This is a genomic window from Labrys sp. 22185, assembly GCF_052045555.1.
Lineage (GTDB): Bacteria > Pseudomonadota > Alphaproteobacteria > Rhizobiales > Labraceae > Labrys > Labrys neptuniae.
This window is the reverse complement of the sequence record NZ_JBQEPH010000006.1, coordinates 248,853-271,444: the sequence shown is the minus strand read 5'-3', so window position 1 is coordinate 271,444 and position 22,592 is coordinate 248,853. Positions and strand designations below refer to the sequence as shown.

Here is a 22,592-nt window from a genome sequence, read left to right as displayed (position 1 = left end):
TGTGCCGGCGTGGATGAGACTATTGGATAAGCTGCCCGTCGAGCGTTGCCGCGCCGCCCAGTCAGCGCCGACGTCCCCATACCAAGGTATGGTCTTCACACACCAAGGCACGGTTGACCCCGCTTTGGGGCAATGACAGAAGGGCTCTGTATCCGCGGTGCCCGACACCTTGGATAACACCCGAACAATCAGCTGTGGAAGCACATGGACAACGATCGCAGTAGCCGTCCGGCTTCGGCTCCCAGCCGTCGCCGGAGGGGTGCGCCATCGATCTGGAACGCCGGCGGTCTCGCGCGCCGGGCTATGACCGGCCGGCCTTAAGTCCGCGCCGTCTTGCCTCGCGGGTCTGGCCAAAGGCGGCCCGACGAGGTGAAACATGAACAACGTCATTCCGTTCCGCGGCCGTGTCTCGGCCGTCACGCCGCCTGTTCGCGGCGCCGTCATCCTTGCCTTCCGGGTCAAGGCCCGTACAACTGCGCCCGGCGCATCGCTCACGCCATCGGATGCCTCTTTCCGGTCTGATCGGATGGAACGACAACCCGGCACGATCCGCGGTTGTCTCCGGGCAGCCTGGCACCTGAACCCGGACACGGGTCGGCTCGAATGCCGCTGGCGCCTGTCCGACGCCGGTGAAGAGACGGACGCTTTCTACCCCCCTTGTTCGAAATGCGCCGGAACGGCCGTCGGCTCGCGCTGAGTGTCTCTCGGTGCGGGCCCTGCAAGAGCTCGCCTTTTTCCCAGCATCCTGCCTTTTCCGACCTTGCCCTCCCACGAGGTTCGCCATGGTTTTCCTGCCCCATGACCGTTCCGGTCAGCGCTCCGTCGCGGCTTTCGCCCGCGGGCGCCTCCTGCCCAATCTCTACGATCTGATTGCCTGCGGGCTGGTGATCGCGCTCATTGCCCTGGTGCTGCATGGCGCTGCCGCGATGCGGACACCGCTCGACGCCCTCTCAGGGGCCCCGGTCTCGCTCGATCCGGCGCGCCTGCCGGAATATGCGCTGCGCACCACCTTGCGCATGTTTGCCGCCATCATAGCCTCGCTGGTCTTCACCTTCGTGGTGGCCACGCTCGCGGCCAAGAGCCGGCGGGCCGAGCTGATCATCATCCCGGCCCTCGACATCCTGCAGTCGGTTCCGGTGCTCGGCTTCCTGACCTTCACCGTCACCTTCTTCATGGGCCTGTTTCCCGGCAGCCAGCTCGGAGCGGAATGCGCCTCGATCTTCGCGATCTTCACCAGCCAGGCCTGGAACATGGCCTTTTCCTTCTACCAGTCCCTGCGCACGGTGCCTGGAGACCTGGACGAGGTCAGCCGCGGCTTCAGGCTGTCCGGCTGGCAGCGCTTCTGGCGCCTGGAGGCGCCGTTCGCGGCGCCGGGCCTGATCTGGAACACCATGATGTCCATGTCCGGCGGCTGGTTCTTCGTGGTCGCCTCCGAGGCGATCACGGTGGGCAATACCACCGTGCAGCTTCCCGGCATCGGCTCCTTCCTGGCGCTCGCCATCGACCAGAAGAACTTCGTCGCAGTCGGCTGGGCCGTGGCGGCGATGGGCATCCTGATCGTGCTCTACGATCAGCTCCTGTTCCGGCCGGTGGTCGCCTGGGCCGACAAGTTCCGCGTCGAGCAGACGGCCAGCCAGCAAAGGCCGCGCTCCTGGGTCTACGACCTCATCCGCCATACCAGGCTGATGAAGCGGCTGATCGCGCCGCTGGCCTGGATCTGGCAGCGCCTGATGCTGGTGCGCATCGGACGATCGGGCAAGGCATCCTTTCGGCCCGGACGGGCGACCTCGCCTTTGATCGATCGCCTCTGGCTTGGCCTGGTGCTCGCTGTCACGGCCTGGGGGATCTTCGTGGCGATCGCCTATATGCGCCAGAGCTTGTCCTGGAGCGACGCGTTCGAAGCGCTGGGCGGCGGCCTCGCGACGCTATTGCGCGTCATCGTCCTCATCGCGGTGGCAAGCCTGATCTGGGTGCCGATCGGCGTGCTGATCGGCCTGCGCCCGGCCCTGGCCGAGCGGGTTCAGCCTCTGGCCCAGTTTCTGGCCGCCTTCCCGGCGAACGTGCTGTTTCCCTTTGCCGTCATCGCCATCGTCGCGACGGGGGCAAGTCCCGACATCTGGCTGTCGCCCCTGATGGTGCTGGGGACGCAGTGGTACATCCTGTTCAACGTCATTGCCGGTGCCGGCGCCTTTCCCACCGATCTCAAGGAAGCGGCTTGGATCTACCAGATCCGGTCCTGGACCTGGTGGCGCCGGGTGATCCTGCCGGGGATCTTTCCCTATTACGTGACCGGTGCCCTCACGGCTTCGGGCGGCTCCTGGAACGCCAGCATCGTCGCCGAACTCGTGAGCTGGGGAAATACCAGGCTCGAGGCCTACGGCCTCGGCTCCTACATCGCCAGGGCGACGGAGGCGGGAAACTTTCCGCGTGTCGTGCTCGGCATCGCCGTGATGTCGCTCTTCGTCACCTTGTTCAACCGCCTGCTGTGGCGCCCGCTCTATGTGTTCGCGGAACGCCGCCTGCGCCTCGACTGATCGCCCGGAGATCTCGCCATGAACGCTCCCGTTACCATGAACGCTCCCGTCACCATCAAGGATGCCCCGCTGGTATCCGTCCTCGGCGTGCGCCAGACCTATGACAAGGGCGGGTCGAGCCCGCTCGTCGTGCTCGACAGGGTCGATCTCACGCTGCGGGCCGGCGAAATCGTCGGCCTGCTCGGCCGCTCCGGCTCCGGCAAGTCGACTCTGCTCCGCGCGATCGCCGGCCTGATCCGGCCCAGCGAAGGCAGTGTCTCCTTCCAGGGCGAGCCCGTCAGCGGCACCCGCAGCGGCATTTCGCTGGTGTTCCAGAGCTTTGCCCTGTTTCCTTGGCTTACCGTACAGCAGAATGTCGAGCTCGGGCTCGAGGCGCAGGGTGTCCTGCCGGCAGAACGCCGCAAGCGGGCCCTGGCCGCGATCGATCTCATCGGGCTCGACGGCTATGAGAACGCCTATCCCAAGGAACTGTCGGGCGGCATGCGCCAGCGCGTCGGCCTGGCCCGCGCTCTGGTGGTGCATCCCAAGCTCCTCTTGATGGATGAACCCTTCTCGGCCCTCGACGTGCTCACCGCCGAGACCCTGCGCACGGACCTGCTCGATCTGTGGTGCGAAGGCCGCATGCCGATCGAGGCGATCCTGATGGTCACCCACAATATCGAGGAGGCGGTGCTGATGTGCGACCGCATCCTGATCTTCGGCTCCAATCCGGGCCGGGTGATCGGAGAAGTCCGCGTCGACCTGCCACAGCCGCGCAACCGGCTCGATCCGGCTTTCCGGGCCCTGGTGGAGGACATCTACGCCCGCATGACCGCACGTCCTGGTTCGGTTCCGGCGCGGGACGGCCTCTTCCCCGGCACGGGCATCGCCATGGTGCTGCCCAAGGTTTCCTCCAACGAACTCGCCGGCCTGATCGAGGCGGTGGCGGCGGCTCCCTATCACGGCAAGGCCGACCTGCCGCCCTTGGCTGCCGGCCTGCATCTCGAGATCGACGAACTCTTCCCGGTAGCCGAGACCCTGCAGCTGCTGCGTTTTGCCGAGCTGGAGGGCGGCGACATCCGCCTTACCGCGGCGGGGAAGCGCTTCGCCGAAAGCGAGGTGGACGAGCGCAAACGCCAGTTTGCACAGCAATTGGCGACCTATGTGCCGCTGGCGGCCCATATTCGCCGCATCCTCGACGAAAGGCCGAGCCATCAGGCGCCGGCCCGCCGCTTTCGCGACGAGCTCGAGGACCACATGTCGGAGGACTATGCCGCCGGTACCGTACGGTCCGTGATCAGCCTCGCCCGCTACGCCGAATATTTCGCCTATGACGAAGTGGCGGATCTCTTCACGCTGGAGAACCCGAGCTGAACGCCTCGAGCGCTTGGTGATCGTCGATATCGTGGTCGTGCTCCCGCCACCGGCGCCGGCGGGAGCCTTGCCATCCTTCATGGCGAAGGCAGGTGAAACATGCTCCGGGATAATCAAGAACTCGCGCGGACCATCATCGCGCTGCAGAAGGCGGGCGGCCGGGTCGAAAACAGGGCATCGTTGCTCGCCATCGGCCTCGTCCTGTCGGGCGCCGACGGCCTGTCCTGGCTCACGCGCCGCCTTTTCCTTCGCAGGCAATTGCTGCCGCCGGAGACGCAAGGCTTGCTTCGCATGGCCGCAGGCCTCAACAAGGTGGGCGTGGTGCTGTTGCGCCGACATCTGCGGCGGTATTCCCGCCATCGCGCCTGAGGGACGCGCTCGCAGGCCTGGCGTGGATGGCGGCAAGGATGTGGGACAGCCCTTCCACGACGGGGAACGCAGTTGGTGAAACGCGAACGCCTGGGATCGACCATCGACATGCCGCTGCTGTGGCTCGCCATGGCCGGGCTGGCCTTGCTCATTTTCGTGGCGGACACCGTCACCGATCTGGAAATCGCCGTTGCCGTGCTGCATGTCGTCGTGGTGCTGATCTCGGTGTGGACGGGGCGGCCGCGGACCGTGCTGATCGTCGGATTGGCCTGCAGCCTCCTGACCGTGCTCAGCTTCTTCATGACGGTGAGGGGCGATACCGAGGCGGGTATCGCCAACAGCTCCCTCAGCTTGGTGGCTATCGGCGCGACCACCTATCTTGCCATCCGGATCGAGCTTGCCGATCTCGCCGTGCGCCGTGCCGAGGCCGACCTAGCCCGCATCTCGCGCATCACCATGCTGGGCGAGCTCACCGCCTCCATTGCTCATGAGGTCAGCCAGCCTCTGGCCGCCATCGGTGCCAGCAGCAATGCCGCGCTGCGCTGGCTTTCCGCCTCGCCGCCCAATCAGGACGAGGCTCGGCATGCCCTCAATCGGATCGTGGAAGCCGCCGAACGGGCTGGCGAAGTGGTGGAGCGGGTGCGCCGCCTGGTGCGCCGCGCTCCGCCCTCGCGCGAACCCGTAGACATGGTCGAAGTGATCGACGAGACACTGGCCCTGATGCGGGGCAAGCTGCGTGCGAATGCCATCCTGCTGCGGACCGAATTGCTGCATGGCCTGCTGCCGGTGATGGGCGATCGGGTTCAATTGCAGCAGGTCCTGCTCAACCTCGTCGCCAATGCCGTCGAGGCGGCGGTGGAAACGAAACAGGGAAACCGGGAGATAACGGTCAACACCTCAGCCGACGACAGGGAGGTCACCATTGCCGTCACCGATACCGGCCCTGGCCTGTCGCCACAGGCGATAGAGCATGTCTTCGATTCCTTTTTTACCACCAAGGAGGACGGTATGGGCATTGGATTGGCCATCAGCCGTTCCATCGTCGAGGCGCATGGCGGGAGTATAGAGGCCCGGGCCGCTATGCCGCATGGCAGCATTTTTCGCTTCACGCTGCCGCTGGCGCGAGAGCGCGGACGCAAGGATTAGACCCATGTCGGAAGAAAGCGCGACCGTCTATGTGGTGGATGACGATCCCATGGTCAGGGATGGGCTGGACAGCCTGCTGAGATCGGTCGGCTATCGCGTCCGCTGCTTCGCCTCGCCCCGAGAGTTCATGCAGTATCGGCGCTCGGAGGGAGCGTCCTGCCTGGTACTCGACGTGCGCATGCCCGGACAGAGCGGCCTCGACTTCCAGGCCGAACTGGTCGGGGCAGGGGATGCCATTCCGATCGTCTTCCTGACCGGCCATGGCGACGTGCCGATGTCGGTCCGGGCCATCAAGGCCGGAGCCATGGAATTCCTGCTCAAACCCTTCCGCGAGCAGGATCTTCTCGATGCCGTGGCGGCGTGCCTGGAAAAAAGCCGCGCGGAGAGTGTCGAGACGGCCCTGGGGGAGGATCTGCGCAACCGCTACGCCGCCCTGTCACCGCGCCAGCAGGAGGTGATGGCGCTGGTGGTGCAGGGGCTTCTCAACAAACAGACGGCCGCCGAACTGGAACTGAGCGAGATCACCGTGAAGATCCATCGCGGCCAGGTCATGCGCAAGATGCAGGCCAATACGCTGGCCGATCTCATCCGCATGGCGGACCGCCTCGGGCTGCCCGCCAAGCCGGCAGGGCGGGGATAGCGACGGCGATGTCGCCAAAGCGCTTGACGGGCCTTGCGGCTCAGCCCCATATCCGGGCCGAGATGATTGCTGAAAATCCCGCCCTCACCATTCTGCTCTGCTCGCCCCGCGGTTTCTGCGCCGGGGTCGTCAGGGCGATCGACGCCGTCGAGCAGGCCTTGAAGATCTATGGCCCGCCGGTCTATGTGCGCCATGAGATCGTGCACAACAAATATGTGGTCGAGAATCTCAAGTCGAAGGGCGCGATCTTCGTCGAGGAGCTCGACGAGGTGCCCGAGACGCGTGCGCCGGTGATCTTTTCGGCCCATGGTGTCGCCAAATCGGTGCCGTCAGCCGCCGCAAGCCGCAATCTGTTTGCCATCGACGCAACCTGCCCGCTGGTGACCAAGGTGCATCGCGAGGCCGAGATCCACCACAAGCGCGGGCGCGAGATCGTGCTGGTCGGGCATCGGGGTCATCCCGAGGTCATCGGCACGATGGGGCAGCTGCCGGACGGCGCCGTCAGCCTGATCGAGACGGTTGCCGATGTCGCCGCTTTCACGCCGTCCAATCCGGATGCGCTTGCCTATGTGACGCAAACCACGTTGTCGGTCGACGATACGCGCGACATCGTTGAGGCGCTGAAGGTCCGTTTCCCCTCGATCGTCGGGCCCCACAAGGAAGACATCTGCTACGCCACCACCAATCGCCAGGAAGCGGTCAAGGCGGTGGCGCCGCGGGTGGAGGCCTTCATCGTGGTCGGTGCGCCGAACTCCTCCAATTCGCAGCGCCTGCGCGAAGTGGCCGAGCGCTCGGGCTGCCTCATCTCGGAACTGGTGCAGCGCGCCTCCGATATCGACTGGAACCGGTTCGGTGCATTGAAGTCCCTGGGTGTCGCCGCCGGCGCCTCTGCACCGGAAATCCTGGTCGAGGAAATCCTCGACGCCTTTGCGGAGCGCTATGCCATCACCGTGGAGACGGTCTCGACCGCCGATGAAAGCGTGTTCTTCCCGCTGCCGAAGGATCTGAGGGAGAACGACATGCGCAAAATTGCAGAAGATGTTGCCCGCTGATGGCTGTTTACACCGAAGTCAATGACGAGGATCTCGCCTGTTTCGTCGCCGAATACGATATCGGTGGGGTACTGGCCTGCAAGGGCATCGCCGAGGGCGTCGAGAACACCAATTACATCCTGCGCACCGAAAAGGGCGCCTATATCCTCACCCTCTATGAAAAGCGGGTGAGGCGGGATGACCTGCCCTTCTTCATGGCCCTGATGGAGCATCTTTCCGCAAGCGGCGTGACCTGCCCGACCCCGATCCGGCGGCGGAACGGCAAGGTGCTGGGGGAACTCGCCGGACGGCCTGCCGCCCTGATCAGCTTCCTGGAAGGCGTCTGGATCAAGAAACCGAATGTCGAGCATTGCGGTGCCGTAGGCCGCGCGCTCGCCGCCATGCACAATGCCACGCTGGGCTTTCCGATGGAGCGGCCCAACGCCCTGTCTCTCGCCGGCTGGGAGATGCTCTACGGCCAGGCGGATGGCCGGGCCGACAGCGTGCAGGCCGGCCTCGATGCCGCCATCGCCGAGGAACTCGCCTTTCATCGCGCTCATTGGCCGCAGGGGTTGCCGACGGGCGTCATCCATGCCGACCTCTTCCCCGACAATGTCTTCTTCCTGAAGGGGCGGCTTTCGGGCCTGATCGACTTCTATTTCGCCTGCACCGACATTCTTGCTTATGACGTCGCGATCTGCCTGAACGCCTGGTGCTTCGAGCCCGACCATGCCTACAACGCCACAAAGGGCAGGGCACTCCTGGCAGGCTATCGCGCCGTCAGGCCGCTCTCGGACGCCGAGATGGCAGCCATGCCGGTGCTCGCCCGGGGCTCGGCGCTGCGCTTCATGCTGACGCGCCTGGTCGACTGGCTCAACGTGCCGCCCGGCGCCCTGGTGAAGCCGAAGGATCCGCTGGAATATTGGAAGAAGCTGCGCTTCCACCAGCGCGTCGCCAGCCCGGCCGAATACGGGTTCGACCTATGACGGTCCAAGGGACGGCAAAGCGGGTGACGCTCTATACCGATGGCGCCTGCTCGGGCAATCCTGGCCCCGGCGGCTGGGGTGCTATTCTGATGTTCGGCGAGCACCGCAAGACGATGTGCGGCGGTGCTCTGGAGACCACCAACAACCGCATGGAACTGCAGGCGGCGATCGAGGGGCTGGAAGCTTTGACGCGCGGCTGCGCGGTCGACCTTCATACGGACAGCCAATATGTCAAGAACGGCATCACCGGCTGGATTCATGGCTGGAAGCGCAATGGCTGGCGCACCGCCGACAAGAAGCCGGTGAAGAACGAGGACCTTTGGCGCCGCCTCGACGCGGCGCTGGAGCGCCACGAAGTCGAGTTCCACTGGGTAAAGGGCCATGCCGGCCACCCGCTCAACGAGGAGGCCGACCGGCTAGCACGCGAGGGGATGGCGCCTTATCAGCAGGAAAAGCGGGACAGGGCGGCGGCGCTGTCGTGAGATGCTGGGGACTACGTGCGCGCTCAAGACGCAAGGGTGTACCCGTTTTCCAAGCTCTATGGTCGCAGCCCTTGCCGATTTCCTAGGACATTAACAAGGCACTGACGAAAATCATTCAGTTGAGTTTCATTGGAAAATATTCTTTTTGGAATCACGGTTCTCATATTAGGTGACATGAAGAATACCGTCACTTTCTTGTTATCCATCCATCCGATGTAATCACTCCAGTATGTGATCCATGATCCACGATCGAAAGTTGTTTTAATACCGTCTTCGGACCATGACATCGAACAGGTAGATTTTAAATCCTTTCTATATTTGTATTCTTTATCTATAGCAATTGGTATAAATATTAGGTAGTTTAAAATTGGCCACAAAAAAGCGATTAACGCCAATGTAATGCATAGAACTTGACCGGATGTTAGTCCAAATGACCATTTGACATCGGGAAGTTGGGTGGCAAAAAGGGCGGTGAGCCAAATCGCTAATATTAAGTTAGACTTAAACCAAAATCTTCTAAGGTGATATCTATAAATCAACCTCGCGAAAGATTTAAACTCATCTTTGGTGACGTCTAATTCAACAGATCTCTGGATATCGCTCATTGATAACTCATGCCATGTGGAGCGAATCTAACACTCCTCAGAATGTATGGTAGCAGAGCGTTGATCTGATTCACCTCTCTGAAATTTGTTACCAAACTCCCGGGATAACCCGTTTGGACGCCGACCGTTCTTGCTCATGGCATGATCAAGCCAGGTCATATGAAAGTGGCTGGTCCGAAGACCAGCCCTCCTAATCAGATCGCCTTGAGCAGCGTGTCGGCACCGGAAATGTCGAGCTTGCCGCCATCGTCGAGGTTGAGGACCTTCACCACGCCGTCTTCGACCAGCATGGCGTAGCGCTGCGAGCGCACACCCAGGCCCGCGGCGACGCGATCGAGCTCCATGCCGATCGCCTTGGCGAAATCGCCGCTGCCATCGGCGAGGAATTCGATCTTGCCCAGGCCGCCCGTGGCCTTGGCCCAGGCCTGCATGACGAAGGCGTCGTTGACGGCCGTCACGGCCACCGTGTCCACGCCCTTGGCCTTGAAGGCATCGTAATGTTCCAGATAGCCCGGCAGATGGTTGCGGTGGCAGGTGGGGGTGAAGGCGCCGGGAACGGCGAACAGCACCACCTTCTTGCCGCCGAAGACGTCGGCCGTGCTCTTGGGTTCGGGCATGTCCTGCGTCACCGCGCGGAACGTCACATCGGGGAGTTTGTCGCCGGGCTTGATCGTCACTGATATCTCCATTGGTGACGCCATGGCGAACGTTGCCCTGTCACCCCTTGCGCCTGTGCGCGATCGGGATGGCCGGTCAGTAGCCATGACGAGAGTCTACGGCAACCGATATAGGCTTTCGACGCCGGCCTCGCCAGTCGAGAGCGTGAAGCGCAGTTCGTTTCCGGCGAGGGTCGCGCCTTTGGGCAGTCCCTCGAGCGGCAGCACGAAGCTCTGGGGATTGGCCTTGTCCGCCTTGTCGGCCGGCTCCGGCATCGGCAGGTACCACTTCATCGGTCCTTCGACGAACAGCGCGGAGGCGGAGGGGGCGCTGACATCGATGGTCAGGCGAACCGGATTGGTCGCGGTGTCCAGGCGGATCTGCTTGATGGCGAGGGGAGCCGTGGCGCCGATCTCTTGCGATACCGGTACTTTCTTCAGGGCCTGTGCGATCTCGGCGCTGCCTTCCCCTCCCGTCACCGCGCCCGGGGAGAGGACGACGTCGGCGCTGCCCTTGGCCGGGACGCAGATCGTCTTGCAGGCGGCATAGTCGAGGCCGAGTGCCAGCTTGACGGGCTTGGACGGATCGATCGCGCTGATCTTGAGGGGCAGCACGATCTGATCGTGATAGACGGCCGACGATGCGCCCTCCTGGTCGTAGCGGCTCGGCGCCGGCCAGAGCACCGTCACTTCGCGCAGATTCTCCGACTTGGACCAGTCGAAAGTCGGGGGAATGCCGGCATCGCCCGGATTGCGCCAATAGGTCTTCCAGCCCGGCGCGAGCTGGATCTCCAGGCCTGCCAGGCCTTCCGGATGTGCCTGGCCGGCAAGCAGCTGGATGACGGCGTGCGGGTCCGCCTGATTTGGATCGGATTGGCTGGGGGAGCCGGCCAAGGCCGGCAGGGCACACAAGGTGAGGCACCCGGCGAGTATGGCAAGGACAGGACGGCTGGACATTCGGATAGCTTGCGGCTCCAAACAAGGGTCTCGGCAGACGGATAACTGCGAATGGTCAATAGCGCCATGCACGAAGGCGTGACACTCTTGTGAAGCCTACCGCCGGCGCTTCGCCAAGGTTGGCCAAATTTATGCCTTAACAAAGCCGATACGATGCGGCACGATCATGTCCATGACAGGGTACATTCCATTTGGCAGCGATTCATCCGGCGGTTTCCTGGACGGCAAGATGCTCGTGGCTACGCCGTCCATGCAGGATGAGCGCTTCGCGCGCACGGTGATCTATATCTGTGCGCATTCGTCCGACGGTGCCATGGGCATCGTGGTCAACCAGCCGGCCAAGAATATCCGCTTTCCCGACCTCCTCAAGCAGCTCGGCGTCATTGACGGCGTCTCGGACATGCGTCAACCGAGGGGCGCGCCGATCCGCATCGTCAATGGCGGCCCGGTCGAATCCGGCAGGGGATTCGTGCTCCATACCAACGATGTCTTCATCGACAATTCGACCATGCCGATCGAAGACAATATCTGCCTGACCGCGACGCTCGACATTCTGCGCAGCATCGCCATCGGCGAGGGGCCGGAACAGGCCTTGTTGGCGCTGGGCTATGCCGGCTGGGGCGCCGGGCAGCTCGAGCGCGAGATCCAGGCCAATGGCTGGCTGCATTGCGATGCCGATCCGGGGCTGCTGTTCGACGACCAGGTCGACACCAAATATACGCGGGCGCTGCGCAAGCTCGGCATCGAGCCCGGCCTGTTCTCGCGGGATGCGGGGCATGCGTAGGCGAGGAGCGCGGACATCCTGTCCGCTCTTAAATCCTCAATCGGTTCCAATAAATCTGTGATTGCCGAACGTCTTTGGTCGTGCCTCACAACTCGACTTCATTACTTCCCCTTATGCACGCTGCACTCGAATGAGGCCAGTGCTCGGCCCGGGCACACAAACCGGCGCTTACCGCATTGGTCTCGATGTAGTAAAGCGCGCGTTGAAAGTGGCCCTCATCTCTGATCCGACGATCAAAATATTCAGGAAACCACAGCATTCCCTGCCGCCCTAAGGCGCGATTGATCTGAAGTGCCGTAAAAGATTTCCACGAGTGAATGATGGCCGATAGCGCATGCGGTACAAGCGGTGTGGCGAGTACATGAACGTGGTTGGGCATGATGCTCCAGGCGTGGAGACGATATCGTACCCCATCGAAATGAAGCAGAGCTGCTTGCACGATCGAGCCGGCATCGGGCTGCGCGAGCAAAGCTTCCCCATGGCCCTTGTCAAGCGCTTCCTCATAGCGCCGGCGCTGCTCGGTTGAAACGAGTTCGGGGTCGGACTCCTTCAGATCCCGTGCCCAACGGCTCAGCAGCTCGCTAGGCAGGGAATCCGCGAGACGGAAGGTGATGCTTTGTGGATGCTCGCCAGCTTCCCAATGCGGGAGATATCCTCGGGAATGCCACTCCACTTGTGGCCGCAGCGGGTGTTTCTTCTCCACCATGGCGGTTCCCTCGAAACGTCCTGCAAGGGGCAGGCTTCAAGAGCGGACAGGATGTCCGCGCTCCAGGTCACGCCCTCAGCCGCACCGGGCCGGCGATCAGCCTGCGGGCTTCTTCCGCCGTGACGGGATCGCCGAAGGCCTCGCCCTGGGCGAACTGGCAGCCGAGCTCACCGAGTTCGGCGGCATCGCTATCGGCCTCGGCACCGTCGGCGATGATCTCCATGCCGAGGTCGCCCGCCATGGCGATGATCGAGCGCAGGATCACCGGCCGGCCGCGCTCGCCTTCCTTGACGAAGCTCGGATCGATCTTGAGCATGTCGAAGGGGAAGCGTTGGAGGTAGGACAGGCTGGAATAGCCGGTGCCGAAGCCATCCATGGCCAGGCCCACCCCGAGATCGCTGAGCTGAGCCAGGATCTGCGCGGCATATTCGGGATTTTCCATCACCAGGCTCTCGGAGACCTCGAGCTTGAGCGAACCGCGCTCGATGCCGGCCCGCGCCATCACCGCCTTGATGTCCTGGACGAGGTCCTGGCGCAGCAATTGCCGGCTGGAGATGTTGACCATGCCGAACAAGGGCGGCTCGACCTCGACGAGGCGCTGCCAGATCGACAGCTGGCGGGCGGTGCGGTCGAGCACGAACAGGCCGACATCGACGATCAGCCCCGTCTCCTCGGCCATGGCGTTGAATTCGCCCGGCGGCAAGCGGCCGAGCTTGGGATGCTCCCAGCGCACGATCGCCTCGAAGCCGGCAATAGTGCGATCCTGCAGGCGTACCACCGGCTGGAACAGCACCTTGAGCTCGTCGCGTTCGATCGCCCTTCTGAGGTCGGCCTCCAGGGAGGAGCGGTCCGGCCGCTCGACCCGCATGGCCGACCGGAAGATCTCGATGCGATCGCCGCCAATCTTCTTGGCGTTGTACATGGCGATCTCGGCGTCCTTGATCAGTTCGTCCGCCTTGACCGGGGCCTGGGGATCGTACATCGCCACGCCGACCGAGGCGGTGAGGAAGATCTCGCGGTCGGCCACGGCGATGGGCGCGCGCAGCGAGCGACGGATCGACTCGGCGAAGGCCGAGATCCGCTCTGGATCAGGTTCCGACATGAGAAGCACGCCGAACTGATCACCGAAGATGCGACAGACGCTGTCGCGGGGCTTCATCAGGCGCGAGAGGCGGCGCGACACCGTCAGCAGGATCGAATCGCCGACGGAATGGCCGACGGCGTCGTTGACCTGCTTGTAGCGGTCGAGATCGAGGATCAGTACCGTCGGCTTGGTGGTGCCGTCCTGCTTGGCCTGGACCAACGCCGCTTCCAGCCGATCGGTGAACAGCTCCCGGTTGGGCAGGCCGGTCAGATTGTCCCTGACGGCATCGTGCAGCAGGCGCTCCTCGGCCGTCTTCTGTTCGGTGACATCGGAGACGGTGCCGACGCAGCGTACCACTTCGCCGTCCGAGCCCACCACCGGCCGGGCCTTGAGGTTGAGCCACATATAATGGCCGTCGGCGGCCCGGATGCGGAAATCCAGGCTGACGCGGCCGCGGCGCTGGTCGATCACCGCGTCGAGGGCAGTACGGAAGCGGTCGCGGTCGAAGATATGGACGAGCTCGAGCCATTCGGCGGCAGGCCCGTCGAGGGCGCCGGGGGCAACGCCGAGCAGCTGGTCGGCCTCGGGGCTGACATAGATGCGATCGGCCGGCACGTCCCAGTCCCAGACCACGTCGCCGGAGCCGGTGAGGGCGAGGGCCTTGCGTTCGGTATCGGTCATCAGGCCGGGTGCGAAGGCACTGCCGGCAAAGGCGTGTTGCATCACCGTGAAGCCGATCAGCATCACCACCAGCACCAGGCCGCCGGTGAGGGCCGGCTGCACCAGGTCGTTGGTGAGATGGCCCATGATGGTCAATCCCGCCGCCGCCACCCAGCCGAGCAGCAACGTCCAGGTGGGTATCAGCATCACGGCCCGGTCATAGCCGTAGAAGGCCAGCAACAGGATGATCAAGAGGCCGACGACGGCCAGCGTGGCGATGGAAATGCGGGCGACGCCGGCGGCGACGGGGGCGTTGATCACCGCAAGGCCGACGAGGGCGGCAAGGGCGGTGAGCCAGAGCGCCGAGACCACGGAGTAGCGCACATGCCAGCGGTTGAGATTGAGATAGGCGAACAGGAAGACCAGGAGCGTCGCCGAGAACACCGCTTCGGCGCCCGCACGCCACACCCTGTCTCCATCGGGGGGAATGGCGAGGAATTTGTGCAGGAAGCCGAAATCGATGGCGAGATAGGCCAGCACCGCCCAGGCCAGCGCGGCGGCGGCGGGAAACATCGCCGTGCCCTTCACCACGAAGGCGATGGTGAGAAACAAAGCGAGCAGGCCGGCAATGCCGAGCACGATGCCCTTGTAGAGGGTGAGCGAGTTGACCTTGTCCTTGTAGGCGTCGGGATCCCACAGGAAGAGCTGGGGCAGCTTGGAGGTGCGCAATTCGGCCACGAAGGTCACGCGCGAGCCCGGATCGAGCGTCACCCGGAAGACATCGGCGTCGTCATCCTCTTGCCGTTCGGGCTGGAAGCCCTGGCTGGGCGTGATTTCCGCGATGCGCGAGGCACCGAGATCCGGCCAGACCAGGCCGGAGCCGACCAGGCGGAAATGCGGTGCCACCACGATGCGGTCGATCTGCTCGTCGGTGGTGTTGGCGAGGGCGAACACGATCCAGTGCGGATTGGTTCCCGGCTGCTTCGAACGCACTTCGATGCGGCGCACGATGCCGTCGGCGCCCGGGGCGGTCTGGATCTGGATGCGGTCGCCCTGGCTGGAATAGCTTTCGACAGCGGGCAGGAGATCGATCGCATCGACCTCGCCGTTGACGTCCACCGGCTCCAGGGCATGCGCAACGCCGCCGACCATTGCCATGACGAGCATCATGACCATGGAGGCTGCGACGACGCGAATGAACTGCAACATACGATCTCCAGCCAGGCTTCCCGGCGCCCCCTTGCGACGGTCCTGGTTCATCTCACTTCGAAGGGCCTGCCCACCTGCCACTCAATTGTGTCGAGAAGCAGTAGCCAGCAATGCGAAATTGGGCAAGCTGCCCCGGTCGGATTCCTGTTGGCGGAATGGAGATTGAGTGCCCGCAGCTCCGTCCAGCGTCATCATCGTGCAAGCCGAGCCGGTGTAGGCAGGGTGTTACCGGCGATTTCGCCGTGACCTCATTTTTGACGTTCAAAGCTGGCAAGGCTGAGATTGCTGCAGGGCCAGACTCTGAGTAGGCTTGCATAAACCGTTCCTTCATCCGAGGGGGCAATAAGAACAACCAACCTTCCCCAAGGGCACCGATCAAAGGATTCCTATGACGCGCATTCGCAAAGCTGTATTTCCCGTCGCCGGCCTCGGCACGCGCTTTCTGCCTGCCACGAAGTCGGTGCCCAAGGAGATGCTCACCGTGGTGGACAAGCCCGTCATCCAGCACGTGGTGGATGAAGCCCGCGAAGCCGGCATCGAACACTTCATCTTCGTGACCGGCCGCAACAAGGGCGTGATCGAGGATCATTTCGATATCGCCTATGAACTCGACGCCACGCTCAAGGAGCGCGGCAAGATGGAAGCCTATGAGGAATTGCAGCGTTCGCTGCCGGCGGCGGGACAGACCAGTTTCACGCGCCAGCAGGCTCCGCTCGGCCTCGGCCATGCCGTGTGGTGCGCGCGGGAGATCGTCGGACGCGAGCCTTTCGCCCTGCTGCTGCCCGACATGCTGCATCACGGCAAGGGCAAGGGGTGCCTTGCGGAGATGGTCGATGCCTATGACAAGGTCGGCGGCAACCACATCGCCGTGTTCGAGGCGCCGGAAGACCAGACCCATCAATATGGCATCGTCGGCAAGGGTGAAAGCGTGGGCGGCAATGCCTTCGAGATCACCCAGATGGTCGAAAAGCCCAAGAAGGGCACGGCGCCCTCCAATCTGGCGGTCTCCGGTCGCTATATCCTGCAGCCGGAGATCTTCGATCTCCTGGAAAAGCAGGAACGCGGCGCGGGCGGCGAGATCCAGCTCACCGATTCCATGCTCAAGCTCGCCCAGGGGCAGAAATTCTACGGCTCGGTGTTCAAGGGCCGCATCTACGACACCGGCATGAAGATCGGCTTCCTGACCGCCAATGTCGCCTATGCGCTGGAACGCGAGGGCCTCGGTGACGAACTGAGGGCCGAGTTGAAGGCCCTGCTGGGCTGACAAGGTTCTGGATGAAATGGCCCGGGAAACCGGGCCATTTTTCTGGGCGCGGACATGGCAATGCGCCTTCGGGCTGCGACGTTCGGGCTCAACCGGGAAACTCGTAGACCACGTCGGAAAAGCGTCCGGTCGGCAAGACATAGAAGAGCCGGAGCTCGGCGTCGCCTTCGTTGCGCAGCGCGTGCCAGGCATTGCCGGGAATGAAGATAGCCGCTCCCTTGCCGACGGGGCTTTCCGCGCCATCGACCGTGAGCACGCCGCTGCCTTCCAGGATGAGATAGAGCTCCGCTTCGGCATGGCGGTGCGGCGGATTGGTGCCGCCGGGCGGCAGGACGGCGATTCCAGCACTGAGGCTGTCGGTCGGCGTGATCTCAGCGCTGATCAAGGTGTGCCAGGCCACGCTCCCCTTGGTGGGATCCTCCCAGGCTTCCCGTGGCCGCTCCTCTGCCCGGGTGATGACAAGTTGAGTTTCCCCAATCATGGTGCCCTCCGCGCGGTGATGCTGTGAATTTACGTTCCTGCCCTCCGGGAGCGCCTGGTGAAGCCAACGCTTCTCACCCTGGAAAGCCTCAACGGATCTCGTCGCTGGAGAGAATGGCGTAGAGCAGATGGTCGCGCCAGGCGCCGGCGATGCACAGATAGGAGCGGGCATAGCCCTCTCGGATGAAGCCGACACGCTCCAGGAGCCGGATCGAAGGGCCGTTCTCCGGCAGGCAGGCGGCTTCCACCCGGCGCAGGCGCAGCGTGCCGAAGGCATAGGGCAGTAAAGCCCGCACGGCGTCGCTCATCAGGCCCTGGCCGGCATGCGCCTGACCCATCCAATAGCCGAGCGAACCGGTCTGCGCCACGCCGCGGCGGATCTGGCCGAGCGTGAGGCCGCCGACCAGCGCGCCGTTATCGGAGCGGAAGACGAAGAAGGGATAGGCGGCGTCGGCCCTCGCATCCTGGCCATAGCGCTTGATCCGGGCCCGAAAGGCCGGGCGTGTCAGATCATTGGGTGGCCAGGTCGGCTCCCAGGGGCGCAGGAATTCCCGGCTTGCGCCGCGCAGGGCGGCCCAGGCCTCGAAATCGCGCATTTCCGGGGCACGCAGCTCGACCTTCTCGCCACGGACCGGCGGTACGACGTCGGCGAAGGAGAAGGGCCGCAGGAAGGACATTCACCGCCTCATGCCGCCAGATGGGTGCGGATCTTGTCGAGACGGGGCAGTTTTTTGACCGGCCCGAGCGCGGCCAGGGTCGGCGGCGACGCCAGCACGGCCTCGCCGGCCTGGCGCACGTCCTCGGCGGTGACTGCGTCAATCTTGGCAATCAATTCCGCCGGGGGCAGGGGTCGGCCCCAGATCAGCATGTGGCGCGCCATCTGCTCGGCGCGCATGGCCGAGGATTCGAGCGCCATCAGAAGGCCGGCCTTCATCTGCGCCTTGGCGCGGGCGATTTCGGCCTCGGTGGGGGACGAGGCGGCGGCAGCCACGGTATCCAGGATCACCGGGACGAGATCGTGCAGCTCGTCGGCGCCGGCGCCGGCGGATATGCCGAAAATGCCGGTATCGGCATAGCCCCACTGAAAGGCATAGACCGAGTAGCACAGGCCGCGTTTTTCGCGCACCTCCTGGAACAGGCGCGAGGACATGCCGCCGCCGACCAGATTGGTGAAGATGCCGAGAGCCGGGCTGAGGGCATCCTTGTAGGAGCGGCCGGCAAAGCCGATCAGCACATTGGCCTGCTCGTGATCGGTCTCCATCACGTCTTCGCCGCCACGATAGACGGCCGAAGCCGGTTCGGGGCCGCTGCCTTCGGGCAGATGGGCGAACAGGCGGCCTGCCTCTTCGACGACGCGATCATGCTCGACGGCCCCGGCAGCGGCGACCACCATGCGGCCGGCCCGGTAATGGGTGTCGAGATAGGTCTGGATCGCCTTGCGGTCGAACGACATCACCGTCTCGGGCGTGCCGAGAATGGGGCGGCCGAGGGGCTGATGCGGAAAGGCGGCCTGGTTGAACATGTCGAAGACCAGATCGTCCGGCGTGTCCTCTACGGCGCTGATCTCCTGCAGGATGACATTCTTCTCCCGCGTCAGTTCATCGGTATCGAAGACAGACTGGGTGAGGATGTCGGCCAGGATGTCGAAGCCCAGGCCGACATCTTCCTTCAGCACGCGGGCATAATAGGCCGTCTGCTCGCCCGATGTCGCGGCATTGAGTTCACCGCCGGCGCTTTCGATCTCCTCGGCGATGCGCTTGGCGTCACGGGTCCGCGTGCCCTTGAACGCCATATGCTCGAGCAGATGGGCAAGGCCGTGCTCCTTCTCGCCCTCCGAACGGGCGCCGGCACCCGCGAAGACACCGAGCGAAGCGGTCTCGAGATGGCTCATCGCATCGGTGACGACGGTCAGCCCGGAGGGGAGGCGGGTAACCTCGACGCTCATGCCGCAGCACCCTGGGCCGCGCGGGAATGCTTGCGGACAAAGGCCTCCAGGACCCCGAGGTCATTGGGCAGGACGGTAAAACGCTCGGGCCGCTCATAGAGATCGGCGAGGGCATCCGGCAGCTTGGGTTCGATGCCGGAGGCATCCTTGACCGCAGCGGGGAACTTGGCGGGATGAGCCGTGCCGAGCACGACCATCGGCACGCGGCGATCGGGTTCGGCCTTCCACGCCGCCATCACGCCGACGGCCGTGTGGGGGTCCAGGAGATAGCCGGCATTGCGCCAGATCATGCCGATCGTCTTGGCGACTTCCTTCTCGTCGGCGCGCTCGGCGTCGAACTCCGACCGAATGGCCTCATAGGCGCCCTCGTCGATCTCGAAGGCACCGGATTGGGCGAGATTGCCCATCAGGCGGCGGATCTGGCCGGCATCGCGGCGATAGGCGTCGAAGAGCAGGCGTTCGAAATTGGAGGAGACCTGGATGTCCATCGAGGGAGAAGACGTCTCCTTCACGCCGCGCGCCTCATAGACGCCGGTCGCGATGGTGCGCGCCAGGATGTCGTTGACATTGGTGGCGATCAGGAGCCGCTCGATCGGCAGGCCCATGCGCTTGGCGACATAGCCGGCGAAAATGTCGCCGAAATTGCCCGTGGGCACCGAGAACGAGACTTTGCGATGCGGCGCACCCAAGGCCACCGCCGCGGTGAAGTAATAGACGATCTGGGCGACGATGCGAGCCCAGTTGATGGAATTGACGCCCGACAGGCCGATCTCGTCGCGGAATTCGAGATGGTTGAACATCGCCTTCAACTGCGCCTGGCAATCGTCGAAATTGCCCTCCAGCGCCACGGCATGCACGTTGGGCGCGTCAACCGTGGTCATTTGCCGGCGCTGTACCTCGGAGACGCGGCCATGGGGATAGAGGATGACGATGTCGACCTGCTCCAGGCCGCGAAAAGCCTCGATGGCGGCACTGCCGGTATCACCTGAGGTGGCGCCGACGATGGTGGCGCGCTTGTTGCGCGCCTTGAGGGCATGATCCATCAGCCGGGCGAGCAACTGCATCGCCACGTCCTTGAAGGCGAGGGTGGGGCCGTGGAACAGTTCCTGCACGAACAGATTGTCGCCGATCTGCACCAGCGGAACGACAGCCGGATGATTGAAGGCGCCATAGGCCTCCTGGATCATGTGGCGCAGGGCCGCCGGCTCGATCTCGTCGCCGACGAAGGGCGCGATCACCGTCTCGGCCACCTGCCAATAGGATTTACCCGCAAAGGAGGCGATCTGGGCGTGGGACAGAACCGGCCAATGCTGCGGCACATAGAGGCCGCCATCGCGGGCAAGACCGGCGAGGAGGGCATCGCAAAAGCCGAGGACGGGAGCTTCGCCCCGCGTGGAGACATAGTGCACGGTTCTATCCTTTCGGTGCCGGAAGCGCCGCCAATGCCGGCCGCGCCGTCCCGGACACAAGTCTTCATCCTGTAATCCGCCCGGGGCCGACGGGCAAGGTGCGTATCGCCGCCTCCGATGCAGTTTCCCGTTGATCGGACCACAGGCCCGATCAACGGGAAACTGCAAGATATCAAATATTTGCAGAATTTCCCGGCGAGACCCGTTCGCGGCCCTCGCCGGGAAATTCTGCTTGCCCAGCGGCGCCGTCCTTATCCCGCCGGTTTGCGCCTCAGGCGCAGGACGAAGGCGATGTAGACCCCAACCAGACCGAGGGCGAGACCGAACCAGGTCAGCGCATATTGCAGGTGGTTGTTGGGGAAGGTGAGAATGGTTTCTCCGCCCTCGGGCAGGCCGCCGGGGGCGCTGGCATCGGCATCGATGAAGAACGGTGCGACCCGCGTCAGCCCCTCGGCCTTGGCAATGCCGGCGATGTCGCGCGTGAACCAGTTGCCGGTGGCAGGATCGTCTGCCGGCGTGAAGAGATTGCGGTCTTCCGTCCAGCGGGCGAGGCCAGTGATGGTGACGGGACCGGCGATCTGCCCGGCCTGGCGGCTGGCGGGATCCTTGGCGTTCTCGGGCACGAAGCCGCGATTGACCAGGATGGTGGAACCGTCGGGACGGATGAGCGGTGTCAGCACCCAGTAGCCCACGCCGCGAAACTGCCCTTTGGCATCGGGCAGGTTGGTGAAGGAGCGGATCTCCTTGGCGTGGTCGAAGGTCCCCGAGACCTGCCAATGCCGGTATTCGAGGCCGTCCCGCGTCAGGCGCGGCCAATCGGCTTCGGGGGGCGGAGCAACGGGAGCCGCGGTGGTGCGGTCGGCAATCTCCTTGAGCAGGCCGAGCTTCCATTGCAGACGTTCGAGCTGCCAGATGCCGAGACCGACCAGGAAGGCGCCCATCACCAGCATCGAGATCGTCAGCACCACCAGCGAGCGCGGACGCGAGGAGACCACGGACGTCGTCATTCTTCCAACCGGCCCTCGGCCGCCTTGTTGGTATATTGCAGGGCGACGAGTACGCCCTTCATCCAGCGCAGCAATCCGAGACAAACGGCGAGGGAAAGCGGCAGCCAGAGGATGATGTGCACCCAGACCGGGGGCGAGAAGGTGAATTCGACATAGACGGCTGCGCCCAGCAGGATGAAGCCGGCGACCAGGATGACCAGCACGGCCGGCCCGTCGCCCGAATCGGCAAAGCTGTAGTCGAGGCCGCAGGCGCTGCATTTCGGCTTGAGACGGATGAAGCCGTCGAAGAGCTTGCCCTGGCCGCAACGCGGGCATCTGCCGCGCGAGCCGGTCTGGAAGGGCGAAAGCGGAGCGTAGTGCTGATCCTGCGACATGATTGGGGAGCCCTAAAAGGAAACGGCCGGGGAATCCCGGCCGCCTCGTTGATCGTATGAAGGCGGCTCAGCCGTGCACGCCGCCGGGACCGTAACCCCAGATGTAGATGCAGGCGAAAAGGAACAGCCAGACCACGTCGACGAAGTGCCAGTACCAGGCGGCGAACTCGAAGCCGAGGTGATGGCGCTGGGTGAACTGGCCCAGATTGGCGCGCAGCAGGCAGACCGCCAGGAAGATGGTGCCGACGATCACGTGGAAGCCGTGGAAGCCCGTCGCCATGAAGAAGGTCGAGCCGTAGATGTGGCCCGAGAAGGAGAACGGCGCGTGGGCATACTCGTAGGCCTGGCACAGCGTGAAGATCAGGCCGAGGACGACCGTGAGGATCAGGCCGTTCTTCAGGCCCTTCTGGTCGCCCTCGAGCAGGGCGTGATGGGCCCAGGTCACCGTGGTGCCGGAGGTGAGCAGGATCAGCGTGTTCAGGAGCGGCAAATGCCAGGGATCGAGGGTCTCGATGCCCTTGGGCGGCCAGACGCCTCCCGTCAGGGTGGTACGAGCGACCTCGGCGGCATCGCCCGGGAAGAGGGCGACGTCGAAATAGGCCCAGAACCAGGCGACGAAGAACATCACTTCCGACGCGATGAACAGCATCATGCCGTAGCGGTGATGCAGCTGCACCACCGGGGTGTGATCGCCCTCGGAAGCTTCCTTGATGACGTCCCACCACCACATCAGCATGGTGTAGAGCACGCCGATCAGGCCCACGCCGAACACCAGCGGGCCGTAGGAATATTTGTGCATCCAGGTGATCAGGCCGATGGCCAGGATGAAAGCCGCCATCGAGCCGACGAACGGCCACGGGCTCGGATTGACGAGGTGGTAATCATGGTTCTTGGTCTGAGCCATGGCTTTC

The 22,592-nt window shown here is 64.0% G+C and carries 23 protein-coding genes; 11 read left to right on the top strand and 12 right to left on the bottom strand.

Annotated features, from left to right (window positions below; translation table 11 throughout):
- Nucleotides 1-376 precede the first annotated feature (376 nt).
- The 9 genes from ACTJKX_RS14960 to rnhA all read left to right on the top strand — a co-directional run bounded on the left by ACTJKX_RS14960 (nt 377) and on the right by rnhA (nt 8,541).
- The gene (locus ACTJKX_RS14960) at nt 377-697 is read left to right on the top strand and encodes a hypothetical protein (RefSeq protein ID WP_440725728.1); all 321 of its coding nucleotides are present in this window, start codon (nt 377-379) and stop codon (nt 695-697) included.
- Nucleotides 698-782: 85 nt separating this feature from the next.
- Complete coding sequence (locus tag ACTJKX_RS14955) at nt 783-2,534, top strand: ABC transporter permease (RefSeq protein WP_440725727.1); 1,752 nt, start codon at nt 783-785, stop codon at nt 2,532-2,534.
- An 18-nt stretch (nt 2,535-2,552) separates the two neighbouring features.
- Entirely contained in the window at nt 2,553-3,887 is a 1,335-nt protein-coding gene (locus ACTJKX_RS14950; protein WP_440725726.1) for an ABC transporter ATP-binding protein, read from the top strand.
- A 99-nt stretch (nt 3,888-3,986) separates the two neighbouring features.
- Nucleotides 3,987-4,256, top strand: a complete 270-nt coding sequence (locus ACTJKX_RS14945; protein ID WP_311941430.1) for a hypothetical protein — start codon at nt 3,987-3,989, stop codon at nt 4,254-4,256.
- 75 nt (nt 4,257-4,331) lie between these two features.
- Nucleotides 4,332-5,402: a sensor histidine kinase gene (locus ACTJKX_RS14940; RefSeq protein WP_394311712.1), complete on the top strand. Its 1,071-nt coding sequence runs from the start codon at nt 4,332-4,334 to the stop codon at nt 5,400-5,402.
- A 4-nt stretch (nt 5,403-5,406) separates the two neighbouring features.
- The gene (locus ACTJKX_RS14935; protein WP_394311713.1) at nt 5,407-6,042 is read left to right on the top strand and encodes a response regulator transcription factor; all 636 of its coding nucleotides are present in this window, start codon (nt 5,407-5,409) and stop codon (nt 6,040-6,042) included.
- A 62-nt stretch (nt 6,043-6,104) separates the two neighbouring features.
- Complete coding sequence (gene ispH, locus ACTJKX_RS14930) at nt 6,105-7,094, top strand: 4-hydroxy-3-methylbut-2-enyl diphosphate reductase (protein WP_440725780.1); 990 nt, start codon at nt 6,105-6,107, stop codon at nt 7,092-7,094.
- Entirely contained in the window at nt 7,094-8,059 is a 966-nt protein-coding gene (locus ACTJKX_RS14925) for a homoserine kinase (RefSeq protein ID WP_440725725.1), read from the top strand. Before ispH ends, ACTJKX_RS14925 begins: the two co-directional genes overlap by 1 nt.
- The gene (gene rnhA, locus ACTJKX_RS14920; RefSeq protein WP_440725724.1) at nt 8,056-8,541 is read left to right on the top strand and encodes a ribonuclease HI; all 486 of its coding nucleotides are present in this window, start codon (nt 8,056-8,058) and stop codon (nt 8,539-8,541) included. The genes ACTJKX_RS14925 and rnhA overlap by 4 nt, the downstream gene beginning before the upstream one ends.
- 56 nt (nt 8,542-8,597) lie before the next feature.
- Here the strand turns inward: rnhA and ACTJKX_RS14915 are convergent, their stop codons facing one another.
- From ACTJKX_RS14915 to ACTJKX_RS14905, 3 genes are all read right to left on the bottom strand, one after another.
- On the bottom strand, nt 8,598-9,146 hold the full coding sequence (locus ACTJKX_RS14915; protein WP_440725723.1) for a YcxB family protein: 549 nt from the start codon (nt 9,144-9,146) through the stop codon (nt 8,598-8,600).
- A gap of 194 nt (nt 9,147-9,340) precedes the next feature.
- Entirely contained in the window at nt 9,341-9,823 is a 483-nt protein-coding gene (locus tag ACTJKX_RS14910) for a peroxiredoxin (RefSeq protein ID WP_440725722.1), read from the bottom strand.
- A 96-nt stretch (nt 9,824-9,919) separates the two neighbouring features.
- Entirely contained in the window at nt 9,920-10,759 is an 840-nt protein-coding gene (locus ACTJKX_RS14905) for a protein-disulfide reductase DsbD domain-containing protein (RefSeq protein ID WP_440725721.1), read from the bottom strand.
- Nucleotides 10,760-10,931: 172 nt separating this feature from the next.
- Here ACTJKX_RS14905 and ACTJKX_RS14900 point away from each other — a divergent pair, with 172 nt between their 5' ends.
- Nucleotides 10,932-11,543 (top strand): YqgE/AlgH family protein, encoded by a 612-nt coding sequence (locus ACTJKX_RS14900; RefSeq protein WP_105862609.1) that lies wholly within the window; start codon nt 10,932-10,934, stop codon nt 11,541-11,543.
- An 85-nt stretch (nt 11,544-11,628) separates the two neighbouring features.
- Here ACTJKX_RS14900 and ACTJKX_RS14895 read toward each other — a convergent pair whose 3' ends face one another.
- Together ACTJKX_RS14895 and ACTJKX_RS14890 are read right to left on the bottom strand one after the other, a co-directional pair.
- Nucleotides 11,629-12,249, bottom strand: coding sequence for a transposase (locus tag ACTJKX_RS14895; protein ID WP_440725720.1), 621 nt, complete (start codon nt 12,247-12,249; stop codon nt 11,629-11,631).
- Between the two features lie 67 nt (nt 12,250-12,316).
- Entirely contained in the window at nt 12,317-15,199 is a 2,883-nt protein-coding gene (locus ACTJKX_RS14890) for an EAL domain-containing protein (protein WP_376717743.1), read from the bottom strand.
- A 391-nt stretch (nt 15,200-15,590) separates the two neighbouring features.
- Here ACTJKX_RS14890 and galU point away from each other — a divergent pair, with 391 nt between their 5' ends.
- On the top strand, nt 15,591-16,466 hold the full coding sequence (galU, locus tag ACTJKX_RS14885) for a UTP--glucose-1-phosphate uridylyltransferase GalU (protein WP_367626289.1): 876 nt from the start codon (nt 15,591-15,593) through the stop codon (nt 16,464-16,466).
- 88 nt (nt 16,467-16,554) lie between these two features.
- On the opposite strand, the gene ACTJKX_RS14880 is transcribed toward galU, so the two are convergent.
- From ACTJKX_RS14880 to ACTJKX_RS14850, 7 genes are all read right to left on the bottom strand, one after another.
- Nucleotides 16,555-16,947, bottom strand: a complete 393-nt coding sequence (locus ACTJKX_RS14880) for a cupin domain-containing protein (protein ID WP_440725719.1) — start codon at nt 16,945-16,947, stop codon at nt 16,555-16,557.
- An 88-nt stretch (nt 16,948-17,035) separates the two neighbouring features.
- Nucleotides 17,036-17,623: a GNAT family N-acetyltransferase gene (locus tag ACTJKX_RS14875; RefSeq protein ID WP_311941391.1), complete on the bottom strand. Its 588-nt coding sequence runs from the start codon at nt 17,621-17,623 to the stop codon at nt 17,036-17,038.
- Nucleotides 17,624-17,631: 8 nt separating this feature from the next.
- Nucleotides 17,632-18,891 (bottom strand): M16 family metallopeptidase, encoded by a 1,260-nt coding sequence (locus tag ACTJKX_RS14870; protein WP_440725718.1) that lies wholly within the window; start codon nt 18,889-18,891, stop codon nt 17,632-17,634.
- Nucleotides 18,888-20,300 carry a threonine synthase gene (gene thrC, locus ACTJKX_RS14865; RefSeq protein WP_440725717.1) on the bottom strand — a complete coding sequence of 471 codons (1,413 nt, stop codon included), beginning with the start codon at nt 20,298-20,300 and terminating at the stop codon, nt 18,888-18,890. Before thrC ends, ACTJKX_RS14870 begins: the two co-directional genes overlap by 4 nt.
- A 251-nt stretch (nt 20,301-20,551) precedes the next feature.
- The gene (locus tag ACTJKX_RS14860) at nt 20,552-21,307 is read right to left on the bottom strand and encodes an SURF1 family protein (RefSeq protein ID WP_068291620.1); all 756 of its coding nucleotides are present in this window, start codon (nt 21,305-21,307) and stop codon (nt 20,552-20,554) included.
- Nucleotides 21,304-21,681, bottom strand: coding sequence for a DUF983 domain-containing protein (locus ACTJKX_RS14855; protein WP_440725716.1), 378 nt, complete (start codon nt 21,679-21,681; stop codon nt 21,304-21,306). Before ACTJKX_RS14855 ends, ACTJKX_RS14860 begins: the two co-directional genes overlap by 4 nt.
- A 67-nt stretch (nt 21,682-21,748) precedes the next feature.
- Complete coding sequence (locus ACTJKX_RS14850; protein ID WP_311945272.1) at nt 21,749-22,585, bottom strand: cytochrome c oxidase subunit 3; 837 nt, start codon at nt 22,583-22,585, stop codon at nt 21,749-21,751.
- Nucleotides 22,586-22,592 lie beyond the last annotated feature (7 nt).

What these genes read in the sequence shown, in the direction of transcription:
- galU (WP_367626289.1), top strand. Translation starts at nt 15,591, where the DNA reads ATGACGCGCATTCGCAAAGCTGTATTTCCCGTCGCCGGCCTCGGCACG.
- ACTJKX_RS14925 (WP_440725725.1), top strand. Translation starts at nt 7,094, where the DNA reads ATGGCTGTTTACACCGAAGTCAATGACGAGGATCTCGCCTGTTTCGTC.
- ACTJKX_RS14915 (WP_440725723.1), bottom strand. Translation starts at nt 9,146, where the DNA reads ATGAGCGATATCCAGAGATCTGTTGAATTAGACGTCACCAAAGATGAG.
- ACTJKX_RS14960 (WP_440725728.1), top strand. Translation starts at nt 377, where the DNA reads ATGAACAACGTCATTCCGTTCCGCGGCCGTGTCTCGGCCGTCACGCCG.
- ACTJKX_RS14950 (WP_440725726.1), top strand. Translation starts at nt 2,553, where the DNA reads ATGAACGCTCCCGTTACCATGAACGCTCCCGTCACCATCAAGGATGCC.
- ACTJKX_RS14850 (WP_311945272.1), bottom strand. Translation starts at nt 22,585, where the DNA reads ATGGCTCAGACCAAGAACCATGATTACCACCTCGTCAATCCGAGCCCG.
- ispH (WP_440725780.1), top strand. Translation starts at nt 6,105, where the DNA reads ATGATTGCTGAAAATCCCGCCCTCACCATTCTGCTCTGCTCGCCCCGC.
- ACTJKX_RS14935 (WP_394311713.1), top strand. Translation starts at nt 5,407, where the DNA reads ATGTCGGAAGAAAGCGCGACCGTCTATGTGGTGGATGACGATCCCATG.
- ACTJKX_RS14955 (WP_440725727.1), top strand. Translation starts at nt 783, where the DNA reads ATGGTTTTCCTGCCCCATGACCGTTCCGGTCAGCGCTCCGTCGCGGCT.
- ACTJKX_RS14870 (WP_440725718.1), bottom strand. Translation starts at nt 18,891, where the DNA reads ATGAGCGTCGAGGTTACCCGCCTCCCCTCCGGGCTGACCGTCGTCACC.
- ACTJKX_RS14945 (WP_311941430.1), top strand. Translation starts at nt 3,987, where the DNA reads ATGCTCCGGGATAATCAAGAACTCGCGCGGACCATCATCGCGCTGCAG.
- ACTJKX_RS14880 (WP_440725719.1), bottom strand. Translation starts at nt 16,947, where the DNA reads ATGATTGGGGAAACTCAACTTGTCATCACCCGGGCAGAGGAGCGGCCA.
- rnhA (WP_440725724.1), top strand. Translation starts at nt 8,056, where the DNA reads ATGACGGTCCAAGGGACGGCAAAGCGGGTGACGCTCTATACCGATGGC.
- ACTJKX_RS14900 (WP_105862609.1), top strand. Translation starts at nt 10,932, where the DNA reads ATGACAGGGTACATTCCATTTGGCAGCGATTCATCCGGCGGTTTCCTG.
- ACTJKX_RS14895 (WP_440725720.1), bottom strand. Translation starts at nt 12,249, where the DNA reads ATGGTGGAGAAGAAACACCCGCTGCGGCCACAAGTGGAGTGGCATTCC.
- ACTJKX_RS14855 (WP_440725716.1), bottom strand. Translation starts at nt 21,681, where the DNA reads ATGTCGCAGGATCAGCACTACGCTCCGCTTTCGCCCTTCCAGACCGGC.
- ACTJKX_RS14905 (WP_440725721.1), bottom strand. Translation starts at nt 10,759, where the DNA reads ATGTCCAGCCGTCCTGTCCTTGCCATACTCGCCGGGTGCCTCACCTTG.
- ACTJKX_RS14875 (WP_311941391.1), bottom strand. Translation starts at nt 17,623, where the DNA reads ATGTCCTTCCTGCGGCCCTTCTCCTTCGCCGACGTCGTACCGCCGGTC.
- ACTJKX_RS14860 (WP_068291620.1), bottom strand. Translation starts at nt 21,307, where the DNA reads ATGACGACGTCCGTGGTCTCCTCGCGTCCGCGCTCGCTGGTGGTGCTG.